23 protein-coding genes are annotated in these 24,322 nt (G+C 41.9%); 8 read left to right on the forward strand and 15 right to left on the reverse strand.

Annotation, left to right across the window (positions count from 1 at the left end; all coding sequences use genetic code 11):
- Nucleotides 1–18: 18 nt before the first annotated feature.
- The 4 genes from KAI37_RS24445 to KAI37_RS26600 all read left to right on the forward strand — a co-directional run bounded on the left by KAI37_RS24445 (nt 19) and on the right by KAI37_RS26600 (nt 2,009).
- The gene (locus KAI37_RS24445) at nt 19–372 is read left to right on the forward strand and encodes a hypothetical protein (RefSeq protein WP_258383019.1); all 354 of its coding nucleotides are present in this window, start codon (nt 19–21) and stop codon (nt 370–372) included.
- Between the two features lie 540 nt (nt 373–912).
- Nucleotides 913–1,269, forward strand: coding sequence for a hypothetical protein (locus KAI37_RS24450; RefSeq protein WP_220030397.1), 357 nt, complete (start codon nt 913–915; stop codon nt 1,267–1,269).
- Nucleotides 1,270–1,464: 195 nt separating this feature from the next.
- Nucleotides 1,465–1,809, forward strand: coding sequence for a hypothetical protein (locus tag KAI37_RS24455; protein ID WP_061830511.1), 345 nt, complete (start codon nt 1,465–1,467; stop codon nt 1,807–1,809).
- A 47-nt stretch (nt 1,810–1,856) separates the two neighbouring features.
- Nucleotides 1,857–2,009, forward strand: a complete 153-nt coding sequence (locus tag KAI37_RS26600; RefSeq protein WP_258383020.1) for a hypothetical protein — start codon at nt 1,857–1,859, stop codon at nt 2,007–2,009.
- 255 nt (nt 2,010–2,264) lie between these two features.
- On the opposite strand, the gene KAI37_RS24465 is transcribed toward KAI37_RS26600, so the two are convergent.
- The 11 genes from KAI37_RS24465 to KAI37_RS24515 all read right to left on the reverse strand — a co-directional run bounded on the left by KAI37_RS24465 (nt 2,265) and on the right by KAI37_RS24515 (nt 15,658).
- Nucleotides 2,265–2,411: a hypothetical protein gene (locus KAI37_RS24465; RefSeq protein ID WP_220030398.1), complete on the reverse strand. Its 147-nt coding sequence runs from the start codon at nt 2,409–2,411 to the stop codon at nt 2,265–2,267.
- A gap of 28 nt (nt 2,412–2,439) precedes the next feature.
- Nucleotides 2,440–3,834 (reverse strand): phage late control D family protein, encoded by a 1,395-nt coding sequence (locus tag KAI37_RS24470; RefSeq protein ID WP_220030399.1) that lies wholly within the window; start codon nt 3,832–3,834, stop codon nt 2,440–2,442.
- Between the two features lie 21 nt (nt 3,835–3,855).
- Nucleotides 3,856–5,877 carry a DUF4163 domain-containing protein gene (locus KAI37_RS24475; RefSeq protein ID WP_220030400.1) on the reverse strand — a complete coding sequence of 674 codons (2,022 nt, stop codon included), beginning with the start codon at nt 5,875–5,877 and terminating at the stop codon, nt 3,856–3,858.
- 17 nt (nt 5,878–5,894) lie between these two features.
- On the reverse strand, nt 5,895–6,938 hold the full coding sequence (locus KAI37_RS24480; RefSeq protein ID WP_258383022.1) for a hypothetical protein: 1,044 nt from the start codon (nt 6,936–6,938) through the stop codon (nt 5,895–5,897).
- Between the two features lie 44 nt (nt 6,939–6,982).
- A complete protein-coding gene (locus KAI37_RS24485; RefSeq protein ID WP_076292728.1) occupies nt 6,983–8,344 on the reverse strand; it encodes an N-acetylglucosaminidase in 1,362 nt (453 codons plus the stop codon).
- Between the two features lie 25 nt (nt 8,345–8,369).
- A complete protein-coding gene (locus tag KAI37_RS24490; protein ID WP_076292729.1) occupies nt 8,370–9,812 on the reverse strand; it encodes an NADase-type glycan-binding domain-containing protein in 1,443 nt (480 codons plus the stop codon).
- On the reverse strand, nt 9,812–11,275 hold the full coding sequence (locus KAI37_RS24495; RefSeq protein ID WP_220030401.1) for an NADase-type glycan-binding domain-containing protein: 1,464 nt from the start codon (nt 11,273–11,275) through the stop codon (nt 9,812–9,814). Before KAI37_RS24495 ends, KAI37_RS24490 begins: the two co-directional genes overlap by 1 nt.
- A 90-nt stretch (nt 11,276–11,365) precedes the next feature.
- Nucleotides 11,366–14,113 carry a C40 family peptidase gene (locus KAI37_RS24500; RefSeq protein WP_220030402.1) on the reverse strand — a complete coding sequence of 916 codons (2,748 nt, stop codon included), beginning with the start codon at nt 14,111–14,113 and terminating at the stop codon, nt 11,366–11,368.
- A 51-nt stretch (nt 14,114–14,164) separates the two neighbouring features.
- Nucleotides 14,165–14,542: a DUF4280 domain-containing protein gene (locus KAI37_RS24505; protein WP_104497673.1), complete on the reverse strand. Its 378-nt coding sequence runs from the start codon at nt 14,540–14,542 to the stop codon at nt 14,165–14,167.
- Nucleotides 14,543–14,544: 2 nt separating this feature from the next.
- Nucleotides 14,545–15,069, reverse strand: coding sequence for a hypothetical protein (locus KAI37_RS24510; RefSeq protein WP_220030403.1), 525 nt, complete (start codon nt 15,067–15,069; stop codon nt 14,545–14,547).
- Nucleotides 15,053–15,658 carry a hypothetical protein gene (locus tag KAI37_RS24515; RefSeq protein WP_220030404.1) on the reverse strand — a complete coding sequence of 202 codons (606 nt, stop codon included), beginning with the start codon at nt 15,656–15,658 and terminating at the stop codon, nt 15,053–15,055. The genes KAI37_RS24510 and KAI37_RS24515 overlap by 17 nt, the downstream gene beginning before the upstream one ends.
- A 369-nt stretch (nt 15,659–16,027) precedes the next feature.
- On the opposite strand from KAI37_RS24515, the gene KAI37_RS24520 reads away from it, so the two are divergent.
- Nucleotides 16,028–17,212, forward strand: a complete 1,185-nt coding sequence (locus KAI37_RS24520; protein WP_071643724.1) for a GAF domain-containing sensor histidine kinase — start codon at nt 16,028–16,030, stop codon at nt 17,210–17,212.
- A gap of 137 nt (nt 17,213–17,349) precedes the next feature.
- Here the strand turns inward: KAI37_RS24520 and KAI37_RS24525 are convergent, their stop codons facing one another.
- Nucleotides 17,350–18,306 carry a nucleoside hydrolase gene (locus tag KAI37_RS24525; protein WP_013312477.1) on the reverse strand — a complete coding sequence of 319 codons (957 nt, stop codon included), beginning with the start codon at nt 18,304–18,306 and terminating at the stop codon, nt 17,350–17,352.
- Nucleotides 18,307–18,517: 211 nt separating this feature from the next.
- Between KAI37_RS24525 and KAI37_RS24530 the strand changes: the two genes are divergently transcribed.
- Nucleotides 18,518–19,111, forward strand: a complete 594-nt coding sequence (locus tag KAI37_RS24530) for a hypothetical protein (RefSeq protein ID WP_071643725.1) — start codon at nt 18,518–18,520, stop codon at nt 19,109–19,111.
- A gap of 80 nt (nt 19,112–19,191) precedes the next feature.
- Here KAI37_RS24530 and KAI37_RS24535 read toward each other — a convergent pair whose 3' ends face one another.
- The 3 genes from KAI37_RS24535 to KAI37_RS24545 are packed head-to-tail and all read right to left on the reverse strand — an operon-like array spanning nt 19,192 to nt 22,709.
- A complete protein-coding gene (locus KAI37_RS24535; RefSeq protein ID WP_028540785.1) occupies nt 19,192–19,800 on the reverse strand; it encodes a pentapeptide repeat-containing protein in 609 nt (202 codons plus the stop codon).
- Between the two features lie 37 nt (nt 19,801–19,837).
- Nucleotides 19,838–20,347, reverse strand: a complete 510-nt coding sequence (locus tag KAI37_RS24540) for a MarR family winged helix-turn-helix transcriptional regulator (RefSeq protein WP_013312480.1) — start codon at nt 20,345–20,347, stop codon at nt 19,838–19,840.
- Nucleotides 20,337–22,709: an ATP-dependent DNA helicase gene (locus KAI37_RS24545; protein WP_220030405.1), complete on the reverse strand. Its 2,373-nt coding sequence runs from the start codon at nt 22,707–22,709 to the stop codon at nt 20,337–20,339. Before KAI37_RS24545 ends, KAI37_RS24540 begins: the two co-directional genes overlap by 11 nt.
- Nucleotides 22,710–22,877: 168 nt before the next feature.
- Between KAI37_RS24545 and KAI37_RS24550 the strand changes: the two genes are divergently transcribed.
- Together KAI37_RS24550 and KAI37_RS24555 are read left to right on the forward strand one after the other, a co-directional pair.
- Nucleotides 22,878–23,954, forward strand: a complete 1,077-nt coding sequence (locus KAI37_RS24550; RefSeq protein ID WP_071643729.1) for a diguanylate cyclase — start codon at nt 22,878–22,880, stop codon at nt 23,952–23,954.
- A 134-nt stretch (nt 23,955–24,088) separates the two neighbouring features.
- Nucleotides 24,089–24,262, forward strand: a complete 174-nt coding sequence (locus tag KAI37_RS24555) for an aspartyl-phosphate phosphatase Spo0E family protein (RefSeq protein WP_013312483.1) — start codon at nt 24,089–24,091, stop codon at nt 24,260–24,262.
- Nucleotides 24,263–24,322: the final 60 nt, after the last annotated feature.

Raw genomic sequence — 24,322 nt, forward strand, 5'->3', positions numbered from 1 at the left:
TTAAAGGAGAAAAGAAAATTGAAAAAGAAAATTTGGCTTTCTGCTCTTACCTTGGTTTCAATCCTTGTTGGAATCTTTTATTACATGCAATATACGGCGAATGTACAAAAAGAAGAATACGTCCAATCTGGCATACCTATTGGAAAAGAATACATTAGGAAACATTATAATGCCGAGTTTATATACAAAAATTACGACTTTATTGGCGGCTATGTTAACTCTACCGTTTATCTTCGTGGCTATATAAAAGGACATGAAGGTCAGATAATCTCACTAAATTACGACTATAAGAAAAAAAAGGTACTCTACGTAACTGGACCGGATTGGTTCATCGATAGTCAGGATCCCAAGGAGGACGTATCTATTCCATAAAATAAGATTCGCTTTATTCAGTAAATAAGTTCACTCTTCCATTCTCAGGAAGCAATATCATTATAATGTATTATATTTATTTCGAGTATCAATCGGAACAGAAATGAGAACAAAGTCGGAGAGGATTGTATTTTTGGTGATAGTTCTTACCTAATAACGATTAGGACTTTATAGCTGTATGTTAGGAGAAGATTACGTAAATGAACATACCTTTTAAGTTGTGTCTAATATTTCTATGACGCCGCTTATTCTGACAGGATTCGGTTTCTCAGTACCTCAAGAAAAAGAGTTATAGATGTCGCAACTCCCATCGGCATCAACCTTATCCACTACAAACTATAAACTACGCTATATTAGAGGTCACGAGAACAGCAAAATTACCATTCACTACACTTATTAAACTAAAGAAGTGATCAACGTTTCTGGACCGGGTTGGTTTGTTATTGGTTTATTAATAGTAGGGTTATAGATGAGGATGCTCCTTATTCCTAAGAAAGCGTGTAGCATATTCACTCCCAATTCTAAGGAGATTAATTCAACTTGAAAAAGAAACAATTATGGCTTTTTGTCTTTATATTACTTGTCATTCTGGTAGGAGTCTTCTATTACATACAGTATGCATTGAATGCCAAAAAAGAAGAAATCGTTCGAACAGGCATACCTATTGGAAAAGAGTACATCAAGAAATACTATAGGGCAGATTTCATATTTAAGAGTTATGACTATGTAGGTAGCTATGTTAATAATACGGTTCATCTAATCGGTTATATAAAAGGGCATGAAGGCCAATCGATATCTATCGCTTACGATTTTGAAAAGAAAGAAGTGTCTAGTGTAACCGGACCAGATTGGTTCATTGACAGCCGTTATCCCAAAAAGATTATTTTTCCATTCTAAAGTCAAGTCCAGTATCCAAATAATCAGCCCTCTAACAGATGACTTTTTCCTAAATATGAAGAAGTAATATCATTAAAATACTTCCTGTTACTGAGAGATATTTGCAACAAAAATAAGAACCAAGTCATTGTTCACTGCATTCTGGTTGTAGTTCACATTAAATTATAAATAGCATGTTAGGGGAATGTTGCGTAAATGAACACAATCCTTAAATGTTGCACAGTTCTCATCATAATATTAACCATTCTGGGCGGTTGTGGTTTTTCTACCGCTCAAGAGGAAGAGATAGTGGAGTCTGCTACTACTGTCAGTATCAAATATATTAAAACTCACTATAATACGGATTTCGTATTAAAAAATTACAATATTGAAGAAAACAGTGTCTTTGCAAGAGTACATCTTTACGGCTATATAAAAGGAAACGATACAGACTTAATTAGGATATCCTATGACTTGGACTCAAAAGAAATCGTAAATGTTACGGGACCGGATTGGTTTATTGATAGTAAGGTTATAGATAAGAATGCACCTTATTCCTAAGAAAGCGTATAGCATATTTAGCTCAGTTTTAAGGAGAATACTTCAACTTGAAAAAGAAGCAACTATGGCTTTTTGTCTTTATATCACTTGTCATTCTGGTAGGAGTTTTCTATTACATGCAGTACGCATCGAATGCCAAAAAAGAAGAAATCGTTCGGAAAGGCATACCTATTGGAAAAGAGTACATTAAGGAATACTAAAGGGCAGATTTCATATTTAAGAGTTATGACTATATAGGTAGCTATGTTAATAACACGATTTATCTAATAGACTATATAAAAGGACATGAAGATCACTCGATATCCATCGCTTACGATTTTGAAAAAAAGAAGTCCTAGATGTATTAGGACCGGATTGGTTCATTGACAGTAGGAATCCTAAAAAGAATTAGAATATTGAACCATGATTGCAGAAAAGGCTCCCTAGGAGCCTTTTCTAGTCATCGTTAGTCATATTTAACGCTCTTCACTTTTGGTGCTATGCTTAGTTACATAAATAAAAGGATATTCGCCTTTGCTTATTTTACGTTTCCATTCTTGAATCATATCTTCTTGGGTAGCCGGTTTCTCATTCACGATTGCTCCTGTAGTTACTTTAGCCATATTCTTTACCCTCTCACGATGGATTTAGTTATTGCGTCTTTATCTTTTCTCCAGTCATTTTGATGTTACCATCCATTTCTACCAAACTCGTTTTACATTTTAAACCGATAGCATCCTTCGCAGTGACCTGTATTGTGTTACCCGCATTGAACACCAGGTTCCCGTCTGCTTTTACACGGATATCCTTTTTGCTTCGCAGTTCAATTCCATGGTCATCCAGCAGTCGAATCACCACTTCATCGTCGTTCCCCGTGATTAAAATCTCATTTTTCTCAAAAATAATAGCTTTGCGGTACTTGGTCATAAAGATCTTTGTCGACGGGTCCTTAATAAAGTCACCGCCTTTGGATCTCTTACGAATCGAGTGGGTCACAATAGCGTCTTTTTCTTGCGCCGTCGGAAAGTAGATATCTACAAAGTCAAACAACTCTGGCATGCAGTACCATCCCGTATTCCCTTCTGATGTATAAAATGTAGCCGTTGGAAAAGCGAAGGTTTCCTTGACGTTAGGCTTGACCTTATCCATTTCATAAAAGAAAACTTTCACATGATCCTGTTCAATTCCAATGACCTTGGACTTCAATGAGATGCCACGAATGGGCTCATTTAAAATTAAATCCTGCTTCATTCCGTCCGCTGTAGTCAGCACATATTCATACCACAAGACGTTATGCCGTATAAACGCAACAGACTGCAGGACGTATAAGGCTTTCCCTTTGAACTTGACTTCTGCACCAATATGCAGCAGGACATCTTTGGCCCCAGTCGTCTGCACTTTATAATACAAAAGGTTGTCGTCCTTGCTGGCCCCTGATTTGCTTTTTCTGGTCATGGAGTAGTTATACTGTTTCAGCTCGCCTTGATTCACACCATCCGGTAACCCAAAATAAAACTGAGGTTTTTCTCCAATCGGATCAGGTATCAGTCCCCAACCAAGCCGAGACGCGATGCGTTTCAGAAACGACCAGTCCGTTTCGTCGAATTGCATCGTAAATTCTTGTATAAGCTGATCTTTTAAGCGGCTCGTACAATTGGCTTTGGGATATGATTTGAGTACATGTTCAAGTAATGCCTGCACCTTCATCTTCACATTTTGAAAAGATTGTCTATGAAGCACTTCATCCAGCTGGCTTGTATAGGAGAGGGCTTCGACGACCAAATGGGCTACATTGGACACCAGCTTAATTCTGAACTGCGTGACTAATCCCCTAAATAATACAATCTGCTTTTGATCATCATTCACATAAGAAACGACTAACTTAGCCCCTGCCTCCATATGATCTGTGTACTCTTCCATTTGGGCACCCGTTAACACACCTGTCAAAAAGACTTTCACATGCTCATTCATTTTCTGTACAACTTTAACTTTCGGATTTTTAAGAGATAAAACCGTTCCGTTATACTTTATGATTGGATATCCCATGTCTCTGCCCCTTTTTGTCGGTTAGTTTACAATTATCCGTTGTTTGCTTACGTATTGAATGACATCTTTAATGGTCTGATTATGCTCCTGATCGTTGAGAGCCTGATCCAATGCAGGGAGCGTGGTAAAGGTTTTATTTTTTTTCTGAAAATATATGTCCGCTATAGGAAATTCATCAACTCTACCAGGTCCATGAATCCCGTTGTCAACATCGGCAATGATGATAACATCCTTCAATCCATCCTTATTCACATCCTTAAAGGCCACTGCTTCTACACCTCCGTAACGTGCAACCCACTCACGGTTCCCGTAGAAATCGGGGAATGGATACAGAATATGTCCTTGGTCATCCAATAGGAAGAAAAAGAATTTACGAAGACCTTCCGGATACCCATATGTGGATACAAACCGAACTTTTCCAAAACCTTCGAGAGTAGTGTGAAAAGACTGCGACTCTTCAATTTCATATTGATCTGTATCCAATTTTTCACCGCCACTAGCGGAAACAGACTGATCCACAACAGGACTTAGCTCACTCCATAGTTCCTTATTTTGCTTGATATTATCTGGAATTTGCCCAAAACGAATCTCATACTCCGCATGGTCCCCTACCACATGAGCCATAGGTACACTCATCCCCAACGAATCATTTGTGAGATAACTAAACGATTCCATTTCTACTTCCACAAGCGAACCTTTGGTTACATCCGCGTTTGCTAACAGTTTAATCAAATCATCTTTTGTGAAATCACCGATTAACCCTTGTTGCTCTGGCTGAACAGCTGTAATCTTCCCGCTTTTTATAAGCTCAATAAAAGGTTTCTCGATCTTTACCAGATCCCTCAATCTTATTCTTGAAGCCTGCTTCATATCCAGATTCGTCGTATAAAACATATGACTAGGATAGGCTGCGTCCTTCACATAATGAATACCCGTATATTGAACACTCAAGAATCGTTCACTTTGTCGTTTGATCTCATAATCAATTTCGACATGGACTCCAGAATTGGAATCCGCATAGTTTTGTAATCCTTCTAAAGCATCAGTCTTAAGAATTTGGTTTAAAGATTTCTGCTTTGCAATATCCTTGAGTTTTGTAATTTGAGGGTATTTAATCATGATCCCATGTTCTGAATATTTCTCTTGAATGAGTTCATAGCTTTGCTGTTCACTAGTATTCGAGGCGGTGCTATACTCAGAATCAATACGGACTTCTCCACTGGTGGAAAACTCAATGATAAGGTTCTGTTCAGAATCATCACTGTTTATTAAGAAGCCATCGCCGTGGTCTAAAACTTCGATACTCATGCTATCATGCTGCCGATTCTCTAAAATAAACTCATCTATATCCTCGTTCAATTCCCACGCATCTGGAAGCTTTATCTTATCTGTTACTATTCCTTTCTGTGTCCATTTTTCTCCGGAGAATTCCCACAACGCAACAAATACGGGGTCTGGATGATATATTGAAACATATCCCCCTAACAACAGCTGTATTCCCTGGTCTGAATCCCGAACCATAAAATCTGTAGCTAATTCTGGCCTGTCTTCCTCAAGCATCTGGGCATGCACAAGTTCTTTCGTACTCCACCACTGAATAAATGTATATTTGCCTCCGATCGTACCCGTTACCGTAGTGGGTGCTCTATAATTCACAACTCTCACATTTAGCTGCCCACTTTTTAACTGAAACGATTTTGTTAAGATAGTAAGATTGTAATTAAATTTTTCTACTAATTCTCCATCCTTCAGCTCTGCACTCTCCGGTTCGTTTAACAACAAATTGAGTCCCTGTACGAACTCCTGAATCTTGTTTCGTCTGACATCAGAATCCATATTTTCATCATTGATTATATGAAGTGTCTCTAGCAACGTATTCAGCCTTTTCGAATAGGAAATCGTTTTGGCTTCATTTTGGAGAACAAGCGCATGATTTGTTGCTGCTTTTGAAGAATCATTTCCCTTCGTACATCCGTTCAGTACCACGAAGGAAAATAACAATAACAGGACGAAACATATACGACCGCCCTTGAAGTGACTCATGCTGGATATCACACTCTCTACGATTTATCGTTTAACTCTATGCTCATAATCCTCCACTTGCCTGACTGTTTTTCTAATGTAAATACAAGTCCTTGGTTTGATTCCTCCTCTTCTGAGTTACTCTTTACCAAAAATGCCCGCTGATCAGCCTTATTAGCAATCTCTTTTATATTCAGATCTAATCCCGTATAGTCCATAGTTGAAAAATCTATGATATCTTCAAAAAAATTATTTTTCGGGTTTTCTGACAAAGCTGTGAATTCCGCCATTTCGGGCAAGTGTATCAAGAAGCGATTCATAAGATAATGATCTTCCAAATAATTTTGGATAATATCTTTAGGAACCGTAGGGTATACAAATTTTTTATCTTTATTTCCATATAATACTTCTGATCTTTCTGGTCCAGTCCTGTCAAATTTCTGATACGTCATGATTGTATGTTGTTGAGTATCCTGAAAACGGTAATAACTCACATCCTCAAAAACACTATCTTTATTAATATCCTTCAGCTTCCTGATTCCTTGCCCTGTTGCTTCTGGATAATTGTAATTCAGGTTGCTAATTCGGTTATGGTCTAAAGTAAATATAGAGAATCCTTCGGCCTCATCCACTTCGCTAGTGGAATATACTACGATGAAATCACGCTTAGTTTGGTCTAAATGCATAACCTTAACGTCCTTATTAATATGCTCTGTAACTATCGGATCATCCAATTTTCCAATTATTTTAAGGTGGTCATCCTTATTTCTTACTACATATATAGATTCTAAATGATCCGATTTTTTCCCAAAAGCAATCACAAATTCTAAAGTACCTTCCTTATCAATATCCTGTTTTATTAATTTTTGTAATTTCATATTAGCGGGTTGAATTTTCTTAATAAACAGATCTAATTTATTCGATTCTTGCACAATAGCTTTGCTTGAATCATACGTTAGCTCATGGCTACTAGCAGTCGATATAGCTGATTTAGAAACTGTGCCCTTTTCCTCAACTTCTTTCTTCAGACCACAACCACTAAAAATTAGAACAACTAAAACAAGCACAAATAGCTTCTTCAATTACACTCCCTCTTCTTTCGAAACATAAATTTTTTATAACCTGATTACCTCGACAAAGGTTGTGTAGGCTCGGGGAAAGCAGTGTCCAGCATATTTTTATAAATCGGGATCCTAAAACTAAGAGGTGCATCAACAGTTTTAAGACCTTTTGAAAAACGGTCAGCTTTCGTATAAGCATCCATAATATTCGTAGCATATTGTTTACTAATAGTTCCGTTCTTCTTGAATGAATTTACATTCCACTTTAAGCTATAGAGAGTATCTTGTCCCTTTTGAATATAATTCTCATTAATCCACTTACCTCCACCAATTATCGCACTATCTACAGAGTTCCAGTTCTCTGACTTGGCTTTTTTCGCACCCTTTATACGTGCATTTCCATCATTCGCACCAATGCCATACATATTGTACCATCCCATATATCCTGGAACCTGTCCTCTTCCTAAAGTTGAAGTCCCACCTCCTGATTCGACCATGGCTTTTGCCGCTAAAAATACTGCACTCGCCTCATTCCCTCCTGCCTTTAGAAATACATCTCCTTTATTAGCTAGACTTTTGCTTAACACTTTATTAACTGCCTCTTTATTTTGGGTGCTCTTATCATACTTTCCAGATAAAAATTGAAATACACGAGATTCAGTCAGAAAGTTACGTGGATCTAAAAAATATGAAACTGCTTTAGGGGAAGCGGCGTTATAATCATTATCATATTTAAGCTTCGAGTCCCTCCAAGGCGGTGAGTATCCATATTTGCTCACTTCGGTACATACCAGTCCATTTTTCATTTCTGCCTTGAGAAAACTATTAAAATCTACGTTCGTTTCTTCCGCTATAAAACGCCAAGAAGGATGCTGCTTGTGTAATTTTAACAGCGCAGACCTGTATGATTCCGGGAATTTAGCAAGTTCAGCTTCAAAACTATCATTTCCTGAATTATCAGGAGGTACTTGTACAGGTTTAGAATCATCCTCCTTAGGTACCTCAGGATTTGGATTTGGATTTGGATCGATCAAACCTAGCTTCTCCCGTAAAGCTCGTCCCGCTTTCTCAGCAGCTAACTTTTCCATGATATTCCCGCTTGCCTCCGCAGTCATCCAGCGGACGGTTTCTTTTTGCATCTGTTCTTGAGCCCACTTGGGAAACGTGGCCATTTCGCGTAGTTTGCTTCGCAGTCCCTCTGCCAGCTTTTGCGCTTTACGCATGCCTACCTCGTCGCCATTTGCTTGAGCGATATACCAATCTTCTTTGTATTTATGCATCCAGGTCTGGGCCCAATCAGGATAATTCAGTTTCTGTTTCTTTTGTTCTGCGGCCAGATCAAAAGCCTTTGCTTTCCTGTGTGCATTAGCAGTTGTTAAAGCTTTCAACATAGGTGTTGCACCAAACGTTGGTTCTTTCCACTTCATATGCCTTCTCCTTTGTTCGAAATGCTTAGAAGAATCGTATCTCCGACATACAGGTATCGTGATATTTGCTTCCTTTCTCTACTGCCTCAATCGTTATTTTTACGAATGAACTATGAATGGCACTACCTGGAAACTCATTACTTAAAAAATCATTATCTACCATTATGGTCTGCCCATTCGAGAACTCTAGTTTCATTCGCTTAACTCTGTTATTTACTTGGAAAGCATTAGATGACTTAGCCAAGCCATTGATGAGCTCAAATCCCTTCAGTTCTTGCATAGAGCCGAAATCAATCTTGACCCACTCCCCAATCCCGTCTCCCTTGACTCCTTCACACCAAGCTGTACTCGCATCTCCATCCACAATGTTTCTAGCAGCATAGGTATTTCCTGCTTGATCAGAAAGCGTAGAAGATGCGCTGATCTTCTTTGCCGGGATGCTTTTTCGATATTTCTTCAAATCCGTTGTAGTCTGTACCCATTGTGTAGGGGACACGTTATAGCCTATCCTGTAGAATACATTAGAGTATTTTATAGGCAGACCTGTTTGAATATCTTGTTGTTGCATTTCACCCTTGGAGTTCAGAAAAGCAACCCTGTGGTTATCCAAGGTTATAACAGGAGAGTCTGTGGCTTTCATTAGTTGTTTCTTCTCCCCTGTCTGTATATTGAACATATACGACTTATCAGTATCGTAAGAAGAGAGAAGCAATTGATCGTTATAAAGCCACTGTTCGATCTGTATTCCTTCTATTCCTAGCTTGATTTGTTGAATTTGCTTATTCTTGGACAAATCATAAATCAATACATTATAGTTACTATCTACAAGGGCAAATTGATTACCGTCAGGCGAAAACACTGGAAGATTGAGATAGTGACCATCATTTAATTGCCCCAATGCTTTAGTTTCCTGCCCCTGGTTCATAAGATAAAAAAAGGCTGCATCCCCTGTGTAAACACACTTGCGTAAGTCAGGAGACATAACAGCGTAGTCCCTATTTGGCACCTTAAATTCATATAATTTCTTTGTAGTAGATAAATCAAAGATTTTGATCATTAAATAATTCAAATCCTGCGACTCTCTACATAAAGCGATCCGCCTACCGTCATCCGAGAACCTAACCAGATACAACTCAGATTCAGGATACGCTTCACCTTCACTTGCATATAATTCAGCTATAATATCGTCTAAATCAATATAGGTATTGCCTGTAGGATCATCCATATCAGCGAGATAATCCATGGGCATGTTTCCATTTTCCGCTTCAAAAAGCAACCAATTTACAGCCATTTTTGCTGGAGGAAGTCTCTTGGACTGAGAGACTGAAGCATGAGATTCCTTTCGCTCCTGTACTGCTTTTTGGCCCTCGCTCGATTGTATACACCCGCATAGCATGGAAAAGATCAAGACGAATAACGTAATTTTACTTATCCATACCGCAGTTTTATTTCGCTTTCTACTGCTCATCACAATAACTTCAGCTCACCTATACAAGTATTTGGGAAATCCGTGCCTTTTTTCACTTCTAGAATGGTAATTTTAACGAAAGATGTTCGTATAGGTTCATCAAATTTGAAGCGTGTGTCATTGTTCTCAAGCACCACAGATTGTCCATCCGAAAAATCAAGTTTCATTTTTTGGATTGTATTCACGTTTAAATACTTATTGTTCACTCGTATAATGCCGTCGACCATCTCCATACCTCTGACCTCTTGAGTTGGACCCAAATCCATAGTTACCGTTTCTCCTACCCCGCCTTCCTTCGTTCCTTCACACCAAGGGGTTAAGTTATTATCGTCCGTTAAATTGTTCACATTAAAAGAATAGTTATTCTGATTAGGAAGTGTGGAAGATGCCGTAATTTTTTTCACTTTAACCTTGTTGCTATATTTCATATAATTAGTTTTTGTTTCGATCCACTGTATTGGAATTACCCAAGTTCCTTCACCATTTACAATGGACGTAATATCTTCTTTTTTTCCACTAGCTACATCAATCATGAACATTTTTACAACCTCATCATCTGCCAGTACTAGTTTTTTTTGATCTGGAGATAGAATAAATTCGCCCTCATTTTTAGTTATAAACTGTACTTTTCCAGTGTATATATCTAGTGAATAAATATCATTTATGAAAGTATTATCTTTTTTATAAGTGGTATAAATAAGTCGGTTCCCCTGATCCCATTGCATAATACTCGAGACATCAGTGCCTGCAAGCAGAAGCTTCGTACCACTATCACCAGATAGATCAAGCATTACGATCCCTGTCTGATCATCAACAAAACATAACTTGGTGTTATCCGGTGAAAACACTCCCTGAGCAATATTACTAACATCCGCTTTGCCTTTGTTAGTCTTCAATTCTGTAGTTCTTTTACTTATTGCATCATATAAATACAAACGTCCGTCCATTACGTATAGATATTTGCTTAAATCAGAAGAGATCACAGGATATTGAGCCGTTGGCGGCAATTTAAACTCTCGTTCTTTTTCTCCCGCATCCAGATCGTACACTTCAATAATGAGCAGCTCCTCTGGTTGCTCCCCATAAACGTCTCTTATAATCGCCATACGGCTGCCGTCACTTGTTATTTTCCCGACATATACTTGTGAGCCGTGATATTTTATACGTTCTTCCCGAGTTTGCATGGTGTCAATCAGATCGTCGATACGAATATTAGTTCTTCCAGTAGGATCATCTAAATTGGTTAAGAATTGAACTCGATCTTCTACGCCTTCTTGACCATTCAAAAGCCAACTTGCTTTTTTTTGAGTTGCCTTTACATCATCCTGATCTGCCTTAATTTCATTACGTGATGGTATATCGGAAGACTGCGAAGATATAACATTGTCCCCACCTGTGCTTGCTCTACATGCAGATATCAGTACTGAAAAAACAATAATTAAAACTACTTTTATACAACGCATGATTTCTCCTCTCTTCTACACTCTCTATAAAGTTTCCTCATTAAGCGGGTTGGCTCAGTTCCTTTACGACGATTCTGTACTTCCTTATCCCTACTTATTTTTAATAGATCCATCGTCTTGGATAATACGCTTAACTGCTATTACGTTTGTATATATACGACCGTAAGACCCCTTCCAATCTTTGCTTAATTTATCTATCGTTACATTATGAGAAGGCTTTTTATCTGAATCCATTTCACTAGGCTTAGTTGCGTTACCATGCTCGTGAATAAATTCCCCATTCCCGATATACATGCCTACATGATTCGGTTGTCTCCCCGTTCTTTTTTTCCAATCAAATAATATTAGGTCACCTAACTTTAGGTTTTTATAATCCCCACTGGATCGTAAACTTTTGTAGTCAACCTCTGTTCCCCGATGGATTTGATCTCTTGTAGTACCGCCTATATGCACATTTAATATGGTCAAGTACACTGAGGAACTGAAATCAGAGCAGTCCATATAAATAGGTGGATTGTTGGGATCAAGCTTCATTGTTGTAATTTTAGTATCCATACAATAAGGAATCTTCCCCAAAAACTTCTTAGCGAATTCTACGATTGCTTTCCTTTTCTCCTCGGCAGAGCTGTTGGATGGAGTAGGCTTCGTTTCCTCCTTTGACGGCTTTTCAGGAGTAGTCGGCGGCTTCTTGCCCGGTTCCGTTTTCGTTGTTGGAACAGTCGGCGTTGCAGCCTTGCTAACCTTGGGCCATGGAAGAACGCCATTGGCTACTTGATGCAGGTACACTGCGAGCACATCACGGCCGTAGCCCTTATTGTCCAAGCCGTATTTCTTCGCAAAATCCTGCAATGCGGCGTTAAGCTCCTTATCCCAATCGCCTGTTGTTGGTAGCTTGTACGAGAAGCTGTCTGGATACTTCTTGGCAAGCTTGTTCAAATTCTCCCTGGCAAGCTGGCTGTTCACGCCATACTTACTCCGCAGAGCAGCTGCTTCCTTGGCTAGAGCCTTTTGATCAGCAACGGTCAGCTTATGGGCCGCATCTGCGTATTGTCCAGACAGCTCCTCCAACCGATTCGCATCGAGATAGGAGTTGGCAGAATGCCCGCGAATCAGCTCGTTGATTAGCACATTGTCGCGCAACTGATTGGCGAGAAGATGCATCTGCTTTTGCTTGGCCTTGTCATTTGCACCGTACGCTTCCCACCACTGGGACGTGTATTCATGCATTTGTGCTCTGGCCCAGGCAGGCATACGATCTATTTCTGCCACCTGCTGACGCAATTGCTTGGCCTTGGCCGCTGCTTCCTTGGCCCCCTTTTGGTCCCCGGCTGCCACGGCCTTGTAGTAGTCCGTTTTATATTGAAGCAGCAAGTCCTGTACCCATTGCGGATACCCCTTCCCTTTCAATTCTTGAACTAGGGATTTATAGGCTTTCAGCTCTGCATCTGGCACCTGATTTTTCATGAGCTTACTAGCCTTGATATGAAGCGTTCCATCCGTTCGGATATGACTGGTTTTGCACGTCAGAGATATTTCGCGAGTAGCGGTCATCTGTACCTTTTTGCCATGCAGCACTAGATCTGTATCGGCGTGAAAGGTAAGATCGTGATGACTATACACGTGAATGCCGGAAGCAGGATTTAAGCGTACAAGTATCTTTTCTTTTAGGGTGGAAAGTGCTACCTCTTTGTCATCGAATCTCGCCACTTTTTGAGTTTTGGTATGAAACAGCTTTCTTGACGGCTTGCTGATTTCATCTCCTTTGTAGTCTCTCTTACGCAGGGATTGAACCACACGAGCTTCCTTTTCTTTGTTAGAAGGAAAATACAAATGAACATGATCCCCTAACTCAGGCATGCAATGCCAACCGATTCCATCACTGGTATACATGGTGGGGTAAGAAAACCAGCAACCCTCAACTTTGGACTGCACAGAGTCCACGGACAAGTGAAGTTTAACGGATTCATTTTCACCATCTAACTCAATGACTTTCCCTTCAATAGAGGTACCTTTGATAAACGGGTTATGTATAACCTCCCTCGGAATACCTGCTTCCGGAACGAGAACGTAGCCATATGTCATGATGCCTTGCTTCATCTCTGCATGAATCTGATCAATAACCCAATGCTTTCGTTGAAACACGACGACATCTCCAAGTTCAAAACGCTTCGTATCCTCCACTTCAGCATACGTATATTCTGGACCTGACTTTGTTTTTTGGAGGGAAAAGTTAATGCTGCGCAGTTCACCTTTCACCTGTTCTTTCGAGGTACCTAACCATAGTCTCGGGAACACGGATGTAATCTCGGCAATGAGTCCAGCTTGCAGATGAGAGGCCATTCTTTTTAAAAATTCCCAATCGCTCTCCCCATACTGAATAATAAAGCCGTCCAGTTTTCTGTCGCTGTCCGTCAGGTCAATAAAATCCCCGTGTGGATAGGCATCTATAAGTTCGCGGAACAGTTGATAATACGTCAAGTTGCTATTTTGAAAAGAACGGTTTTTCCGTTGTTGATCCATTAGATATGTAAAAGAGGCAGCCTCTATGTACATGTGATATACGCCATTCTTGAATGCAATTCTAATATTGGTGACGATTCCTTTAAAAATGCTAACTGTCCCTCGGTCTTCATCCGTCTCATATACCTCTAGCACATCCTCATCATGCGCTAAACCGTCATACTTCGCATGATCCTCATCCGGTATGAGAGCAGTAATGTACACCTTGCCGTGCTCATTTATCTTCTGTGTCAATTCAAAATCAAGCAGCCTGATAATTTCATACGGTGCATTCACTCTAATATTTCCATAAGTCAGCACAGTTCCTGCCAGTCCCATCTTACTCCCCCCGTTTGCTTTTCATGTGATGCAAATCCTACAATCTGCTAACTATTCCTGCCCGTCTGTGGAGAACGAGATTTTTCCACACCACATGCATAAGTTCGTGGAGCAGCTCATAAGAGCCGGAGATTGATCTACGTATACATCCTTTTTCCCATTCAACCAAGGCATAGAAACGCTCGGTTTGCAGGGCTGCGGAATGATTTTTCCGGAATTTCCTTTGTTAGCAGAAGAGACTGCAGGATTATGCATACTACGGCACATTCCGAAAGAAGGGATATGCGTCTGCGGGTGAAAATCCTGAATATTCCCTTGCAGTTTGTCGCCAATACTAATCCCCCTGTTAGCTGAAACACTAAATCTTTCCGTATGACTTCCATAGCTGCAATGTATCTGTGCCCCGTCCACTACATAGCTCTCACTCATTCTTAGACTCTCCTTTGTATAGATGGCCCCTCTGTATCGACCTTTTGTAATTTCAAGCCTGCCAGATTGAACTTCAAAATACATTCAGCCACATCGAGGTCTACAATAATATGATGATTGGCATCCTGAATCCTGAATATTTTATGATTCTCCACTGCATGTTCATCTAGAATGATTTTCTTCAGTGTACCGTCCCTATGATATTCACTACATGGTGATAAACACATCAGGCTAGGCGGATTTGCTAGCCAATACCTTGTTTGCTGCATTCTCTGCATATCGGCTAAAACAACCAACTTCCAGCTTAAACCAGATTGATATATATCAAAGATTTCCTTTAGTTGTTCAGAAACGATGGATACCGGATGCTCTATAAAATCAATATAGTCAGCATCACCTGATACATAAAATTGTAAAATAGATTCTTCATCAGTACATAATGAGCTTTCTGCCCATTCCAATAACTGCCTGCGATTCGTCTCTACTGGATACATATACTCCGTAATACGATTATCCTGTTGAATCATGTAGTACTCCATAAGCTGTTGAATACACCACCTCACTGATTCCTTTATACTCCCCTATTCTTACTTCCAATTCGTCCTCGCATTTCAACGCCTTGAATTCAGGTAAATGTACAGCCTGCTGAATAGCATCTTTCGCTAATTTCAGAATATATTGATGAAATTCCCCTGCAGCCTGGAGTACAAATCGCTCCACATCAGGCTGAAAAATCTTATTCATATAGGGTTTTCGAAGCTGATTCAATTCACCCTCCACTTCTGCTAAAAAGCGGAATACCCAGCCTGCATCATAGATTCCATAACAAGGTTGAGGATCAAAGAACCAATTTTTATCATAGGCTTCGACGACATAGTTATAGTTGCGATCCATCAGATACGTGCGCCTCATAGAATAAGTAATGTATCCGATCCTTGTCTTGGCCACTTCTGCGGAATGGGCTTGCAGGCAGATCGATTGAAAAGATTGAATAAAAGAAAAAATGAGCTCATCTTTTCTTTGTTCATACAAATACGCTGCTTGATGTAATTTCTGGTTCAATACATCTTCCGCATAGGTCTTATGGAAGTGTTCTAGGGCTTCCAGTCTATTCATAATTCCACCTCTGAACCTATTATATAGAATATTTACATGATATTACTGGTCCTATTCTCCTATTTAATTACACTTTTTTCATATGATGAGATTGCCAACGAATGTATAAAAAGCCAAAAAAATAATTAGATAATTTCATGAATGTGTATTCGCATACACCAAACCCTCAAAAAAACCTCCTCACTAGACCTAAGAAATGAAGGTTTGCGCAAGCGAATAGGTAAATGGAAGTAGAAAGATCGGTTTATAATGAAATAATCATGTATAATTAATGATACGCTCCAAAAACACATTCAGAGGATCGGGAATGGGATACACAAACTGCTAGAGTTTTGGATAACCACCACTTTGCATCAGGATTGGAGATACATGATTACTTCACCTACAGGTTTTTATAATAGTATTCAAGAGGCTACCGCGCATGTCATTGATGTGCTAAGCGGTATTTTACATGTAAACACCATTTTTATTGCCGCTAATGACGGCATTACGAATGTGATTGTAGATTCATTTAACCGGGAAGAGGTGCTCGTTAAGGAAGGAGATGTGCTCCCTTTCGAGCTTAGCTATTGTAGTCTGGTGTTGGACCATCCTGCGGATCACCTCACGATTACAGAAACGACGATTCACCCGCACACATGCAATTTAGATGTGACTAAAACCATTGGAAACCACTCGTTTACAGGAATCCCTATTCGCATGAAAAATGGTCAGGCTTACGGAACCATTTGTATCTTGGACGCGCCATCTGTACATTTGACAGAATCCGAACTGAAGGCCCTTCAGGCTATGGCTGTATTTCTGGGCTATGTGGTGGAACTGGAGAAAGACAAGCTAGATGCTGAAATCTCTTCTATGAGCAAGCTGGATTTGATATCTTCCCTGAGTAATAAAATTCGGTTTTCGCTAACCGAAATATGGGGAGCCACCGATCTCATGCTGACGACGGAGTTAACAGAGGAACAACAGCAGTATATGAGCATCATGGAGTCGAGCAGTCGCTCGCTCATGACGTTGTTGAGTAATATTTTGGATTACAGCAATATAGAGTCCAGGCAGATTGATGATATTGAAGATCCGTTTGATCTGAGAACAATGATGGAAAATGTATTGAGCCTGTATACAGAGGTAGCCGCGCAGCGGAATCTAGAGTTGAAGCTCGACTGGAATCTCACCAGCTCGCCTATTTTTATCGGGGATGAGTCTAAAATTCGCCGTATGCTGATTAATTTGGTAGATAATGCAGTGAAGTTTACAAGCACAGGAGCTGTCACTTTATCTGCAACCACCCAATCCGTGACCGATGCACCTGAGGTTGAACTGGAATTAAAGGTGAAGGATACCGGAGTCGGTATATCTCCAAATAAATTAAAATTGTGGCTTGAACATGACCGGGGGTATTCGCCCTCATATGGTAATCCAGGCTTGGGTTGGCAGATTACCAAACATCTATTAAAACGAATGAAGGGTAAGATGACAGGGATCAGTGAACCTGGTAGCGGCACAGAGATAACGCTCCAGTTCACCCTGAAAATATATCAGGAATCTGCCTGAAACAGAGATTAGCTTGTGATATATAGAGAATCATGTAATAGAAGCCCGTGACGCATAATGTCACGGGCTTTATGTTATGAGTACGTATCACTAGGCAGTATTATCGCCCTATGCCGTACGTTTGTGCATAGCCAGACTTAGTAACGTTTGGGAGCAGCTAGCTTGGCCAAATCCGCCATATACGTAAAGAAGGCTTCTGGATCTGTATCATATACCAGGTTCACAGGACGTCCATCTGCCTGTTCCACTGTTCTGCCCTGACTTGGTCCTTCTGCGATAACGCTGCAATGCACCGTCTTTTTCTTGACAATGTCCGGGCGTCCTACGGATGCAGTGGTCAGCACATCCCACAAGTAGTAGGTTGAGTTCGTTTCGCTATAAACGAGCGGCGGACATCCTGCATAGCAATTGCCCAAGAAATCCACGCCCTCATATCGGCGCTCGGCAGCCCAACGATTGCGTACTGCTGGAGTTAATGGCACTTTGCTTGTGCTTTCCAGCGCTACCAGATCAATCGTGATGCCGCTTTGCCACACCCGATATGCCGCTTCTGGGTCCCAGAATACATTCCACTCTGCTGTGCCGTCATGCTCCGGCTCTTCCACATTCCCTTTTTCAAAGGTGCCGCCCATCCATACCAGCTTTTCAATCTTTGCTTCAATATCCGGTGCTTCATCCAGCGCTCGCGCCAGATCGGTTAGCGGTCCAGTGAATAGCAACAGCGTCTTACCTTCAGCTCCGCGTACCTTTTCGATCAGATGCTGATGAGCTGGCAGGGATGAAAGCGGTGCTTCCATACGCCCTGATTCATTCAGTACGGGTAATGCATCCACATAGAAGGAATGTAAACGCCAAGCGGCAGGAAACGGATTTTTACCGCGTGAATTAGACTTTGCGACTTCCACAGGCCCTTTATTTTGTCCAAAACGATCAATAATTTTACGGCTGGCATCCGTTGCAGGCTCCAGGTAACCATCTGCTGGAATCACCGATACTCCGGTCAAATGAACCTGCTCCATCTGAAGCAGCATAAAAAGGGATACTAGATCATCCACTCCACCATCATGATTAAAATAAACGTTTGTCTGACTCATCTGTCTCTTCCTTCCTTTATCCCCGTAAAACAGGCTTGTTCTTATCGGCAACCATCCTTCATTATGCCTGATCGCTTCACAGGAGTAAATGTGGGATAGTGCGTGAATCAGGGATTTTTTGCTTACTCCATGCTTAAGAAAGGTAGAAATGTGTGTAATAACAGGGTAGAATCATGGGTCCTAATCGGAAGCGTATGAAGGAGAGATGCATATGACAGCCCGAACAATAGAAGAGTTGGAGCAGATCCGTAAAGAATGTAAATCCATGGTGACGAAAAGGGCTGCGGCCTCAGGTGGAGCGGTATTAGTTCCAGTTCCTGGGGCTGACGTTCTTGCTGATGTTGGCATTTTGATGCAGCTACTGCCAGCTATTAATGGCAAATTCGGATTATCTGAGAAGCAGCTGGAAGGTCTGGACGCAGAAACAAAATCCATGGTGTATGGTTTTATCACCTCGATTGGCAGCAAGCTGATCGGGCGACTCATTACCCGTGAAGTCATCGTGCAGATTTTGCAAAAAATGGGCATTCGTATCGCTACCAAGCAGGTTAGCAAGTTTGTCCCTCTTCTGGGGCAAGGGCTAGCCGCGGCAATTGGCTTTACTGCTATGCGAACCATTGGTAATCGGCATGTCGATCAATGTTATGAAGTAGCCAAACGCTTGCTGGAGCAGCGAACTGCCGCAGATATCGCGCGCAACTGGACGGTTCCACAGCAACCGCTAGAGCCTGTGGGAATTGATCATTTGCCAAACCGGGACCCGGAAGCAGCAATTCCACTACTGCCGGCATCCACTAAAGATTAAGTCCTTCAAATTCAAGTCAACCATCCATTTCACCCACACGGGGTACTGCAGATCGAGACAGCTCTTGTATCCCGTGCTTTTTAGCCTTCCACCTTGGCACCATAGGAGCGGGCCACCGCTACTGCCTGCTCGATATCCAGCTTGGCTCCAGTGATGTCCAGATCTTTAAAATTCACACCATCCATCTTCGCACCGCGCAGGTCTGTTCCTTGAAGATGGGCTTTGTGCAGTCTTACTCGGGTAAGATCCGCCTCCCGTAAATCTGCTTTTTCCAAATTGCATTCGGATAAGTCAGCTTCCTTGAATCGTATTTTTCGCAAATCTTGTTTTCTTAAATCTGCATGACGCAAATTCGTATAAGACCAGTCTCCGCCCGTAATTGTGATACCATCCATATTCGCCCCTGCAAAATCTGAACCTACCAGCTTGCAGTTATCAAACCGGACTACAAACAGATTGGCGCTGGTGAACAAACAATTGGTAAAAGCCGACTCCTTGTAGTGAGATGCATTCAGAATGGCTCCGGTAAAATCACAGTCCACAAAAGTACAGCCTTCCACGAGGGACTCATTCATCTCCACACCCCGAAAGCGACATCGGGTAAACTCGCAATTTCTCCACTCGCCTTCTCTGGCATCCATTGATCCAAAATCACGGGCTTCATAGACCTCATCTGTATAAAAGAACATGTTCTCTCTCCTATTCCTTATTCCTTATATTAGGAATTCAGCATTTCGGCAAGGACCGCTCAAAACCGCCTTTCATTTTTCCCAGTAAACCCTTCATCATCTTATGATCCTGCGGCGTAAACTCAGACATACACGACCGAATCAACTTCGTATAATAAGGGACTATCTTACTTAACAACTCTCGTCCCGCCTCTTTTAATCCGACAGTCACCATCCGCCCGTCACTCTCATGAGCCACACGTTCAATCATGCCATCTCGCTCTAATCCGTCGATCAACCCCGTCATGGTTCCACGCGTCACATCAGCTTTTTCCGCCAACTCTGATGGTGTCATGCGATGCGGCGAATGGCAATGCAACAGGCTAAGAACAATAATCCGGCCCTGAGAAGCCCCCAACTTGCTAAAATCGGTATCCATTTCTCTGAAAATCCCGTTAGCCAAGCGTGCAAATGTCACAAAAGTCTCTATATTATCCACTTCGGCATCTTCATGCCCAAAGCTACGCAGCACCCCGCGTATGGAGTCATTATGAAAATTAAAGTTCATAGTCTATCCATTCCTTCCTTAATCCCGCTTGTTCCGTCAGACGGTAGCTTTTCCATTCGTCTGGCAGCAAAGAAGCATACGGTTCCTTGGCAAAACGATCATCTACCAGGACCAGCAATCCTTCGTCGTGCTCTGTGCGAATAAGTCTGCCACCTGCCTGAAGAACCTTGTTCATCCCTGGATATACATACGCATAGTTGAAACCATTCCGTCCCTGTTCGGAAAAATAATCCCGCAGCACATCCCGCTCTGCTCCAATTTGTGGCAAGCCGACGCCGACGACCACTACCCCATTTAAGCGATCCCCAGGTAAATCGACACCTTCAGCAAACACACCACCCAGTACGGCAAAGCCAAGCAAGGTGTGCTCTTGCCCAGGCTGGAAAGCCTCTAGAAATCGATCCCGCTCTGGTTCGGTCATCCCCGGACTTTGTACCAACGTATTTGCGGACACGTCCCGAAGCATGAACTCCTCATATACCTCACGCAGATATGGATAGGACGGGAAAAATACAAGGATATTTCCTTTCCGTTCCACAACCAATGCAGCCAGCATATCCGCAATCGCCCCTTTGGAACGCTCACGATCCCGATAACGGATGGAGAGCGGCAGCAGACGTACATCCCACTGCTCCTGATGGAAGGGGGAAGGAACCTGTAACGTATAATCTTCCTCGTTTGCTCCGAGCATGTCCCGGTAATAAGCAAGCGGTGTCAACGTTGCGGAAAAATAAATGGCTGAGCGGTAGCCCTTAATAGCTTGTCCCAGCAAGTGAGAAGGATCGAGGCAGAACAGCTTGACCCTCACTTCACTGCGCCCCGCTTCCACATAAGTAACGTACCGTTCATCATATAAAGCAGCAATTCGCAGCATATTCTGAGCGGTAAAATACGTATCTAGAAGCAATGCATAAGCCGTACCCTCACCGCTTGCGTGGCTTGTACTGTCCCCCGTCACCAGTTCACGTTCAGCTGCTTCCACAAAAGGCGCCAACAGCTCCAGCACCTCTTGCGGTGCTGCTGTCTCCACTGCTTTTCCTGTATCTGCATATTGCTTGCGTAGCGTAATCATATGTGCGTTCACTGCACTCGCAGCCGCAGCAATCTCTGGACTTAGCAACTTAAATTCTCGTTTCAGTTCTAAAAAAGAAGATTTCAAAATTTCCGCCGAAAACATGTCCCGGCCGCGTTCTACCAGATTATGCGCCTCATCCACCAGTACAACACCTTTTCGCTTGTGCTCCTCCAGCAATCTTTTCAAAGAAATCCGTGGATCGAAAACATAATTATAATCACTGATTATACCATCCGATGCATACGCCACATCCAGCGAAAATTCAAAGGGACATACCTTATGCTTGCGCGCATAATGCTCAATCACCGCTCGGGTCATTAACGTCTCATTCGCCAAAATATCGGATATCGCACCGTTGATCCGGTCGTAATAGCCCTCGCACATGCTGCATGATCCAGCATCACAATCATTTTCATCCTTAAAGCAAATTTTATCCTTCGCAGTCAAAGTCACCACATGCATGTGCAGCCCTTGGCCCTGCATTCTGGCGTAAGCTTCTTCGGCTGCTGCCCGAGTGGTGGTACGAGCCGTTACATAGTATACTCGCCTAACCTGCCCCTCACCGATAGCCTTGATCGCAGGAAACAAGGTGGATACCGTTTTACCAATACCTGTAGGCGCTTTGGCAAACAGGTTAACCCCTTCGGCAATCGTCTTGTACACCGAACCCGCGAGAGTTCGCTGACCCGAACGATACGTATCAAAGGGAAAGTTCAACATAGCAATGCTGGCATCCCGCTTTTCCGCATGTGCTCTCAGCAGGAATGCATACGGTGCATAACCAGCAATCATGTCCTGTGCGAAGGCTTCCAGCTCAGTAAAGGATAATTCTCGTCTGAATCGGCGAATGTCTTCACTGTGTGCCTGTACGTAAGTAAGCTGGACCTGCATGGAATGCTGTTGTTCCTCACGAGCAATCATATAGGCATACAGAAATGCTTGTGCCCAGTGTACGGGTTGACCGTCACCCTGAATATCTTCGAGGGGCAAAGAGATCGATTTAATTTCATCAACCGTCCATACGCCATCCAGCTCAATCAGTCCGTCACAGCGGCCTTCAATGATAAATAATTCGTCCTTATACGAAATTTCTGTACGTAAATGTACCTCTTTGCGGTCATGCTCCTTGTAACCTTTCTGGATAACCTGATGCACGCGAGTTCCTTCGAGCATACTGCTATTCGAGCGAAAGCCGCTATGAATGCTGCCGCTCCGATGTACATATTCCACAAGTGGACGCACCGATATGTGAATTGGTTCCTTCATACGATCACCCGTTCCGGTCATAGTCCTCTCACTGTACCACGTAGATAAACGAAACGTAAGGGACATAAGAATCGTTTGTGGTCGATTGGTATTCACTCATGCCTACTTTTTACCGAAATATAGAAACGAGGCCTTCTGCTTTATTCCCAACGATACTACAACTCTCATTACAGCATAAAGGATAGGGATATGTTAAAAGAATTAATTAACAATTTTGCGCTATTAACGAGCTTCTTATTCTTTGGAAATTTATTTTCCCGGAAATATGAACGTTACCTAGAAAACCATGTATTCATTTTTCGGGTAATGAACGGTTTAATGCTGGGTCTGTTTGGCATTCTGTTAATGATGACCGGTTTATGGATTCGTGGGCACTTTGTAGTCGATCTGCGCCAATTGGCGATTATCATATCTGTTTATATGGGAGGATCGGTATCCGGTCTGCTGACCACCCTAATCATTAGCCTGTACCGTATTTACATCACAGGTGGTTGGACAGATGTCTCTTTGACTGCTACCGTCAATTGCTTCATGACATTGGGCATTTCACTTATCTTTATTCGAGAAAAAAGCCTAACACTCCGCAAGTGGATGTCGGCCGTGCTTGGAGCTGCTATAGTGTCGCTGTTATCTACTTTCTATGTGGCTAATCCTCCTGATAATGAATCTATGATAATAATCACAACCTTTAAGTTACTTGGCGGCCTATTCACTTATTTTATGATGTCCCATATCAAAAAAACAGAACGGGCTGTTCATCTGCTGGAAGAGGCTGCAAATCGGGATCATTTAACCGGACTCTACAGTCCGCGTGCTTTCGATGCGCTATTCGAAGAGGTCTTTCATACTTCCAAGACTACAAAACAACCCTTTGGACTCGTGATGCTGGATATTGACCACTTTAAAAATATTAATGATACGTATGGTCATTTGAACGGAGATACCGTCTTAAGCCAATTGGGAATGCTGTTAACCCGGGAATCTACAACGAGGGCGTACCCCTCCCGTAAGGGCGGAGAGGAATTTGCCATTCTGATTGGAAATTGTGATAGTCAGAAAGCAGCAAGCTTTGCCGAAAAGATTCGGAAAGCTGTGGAAAATGAACGTTTTCTTTTGAATGACGGAACCTCGATCTCGCTAACCGTATCCATCGGAGCAGGCAGTTCACCTGTCATTGCATCGAGGCACTTACTGGAAAAGTCAGATGAGGCATTATATGAAGCTAAACGTTCAGGACGCAATCAGGTGAAACTGGCAAAACCATAAATATTAGTCGCTAAATGTCAGGAAAGCTGGATTATTGTTAATAAAAAGTGGTAAAATGGAAATAACATCGTTATCAAAAAAACTTCTGCCGCTAGTGGAGACATGCCTTACAATCGACATGGGGGGTGGGCTTTGTGAACCTCGAACAATTGGAAAAACTCATGGAAAAAGAACGCCGTGAACTGAATCGCATGGCTGACTTACACGGATTAAAAGATGAACGTGTATTGGACAAATCCTCCAGACTTGACCGTATTATGGACAAGTACCTTCACACCAAGCGTGCAATAAACCAAACACACTCATAGAAGCAAGCTACATCGCTGCCCCTCAGGGCAGCTTTTTTATGATGTAAGCAGTATTCGTCG

Source organism: Paenibacillus sp. S25 (assembly GCF_019454085.1).
GTDB classification, from domain to species: Bacteria; Bacillota; Bacilli; order Paenibacillales; family Paenibacillaceae; genus Paenibacillus; species Paenibacillus polymyxa_B.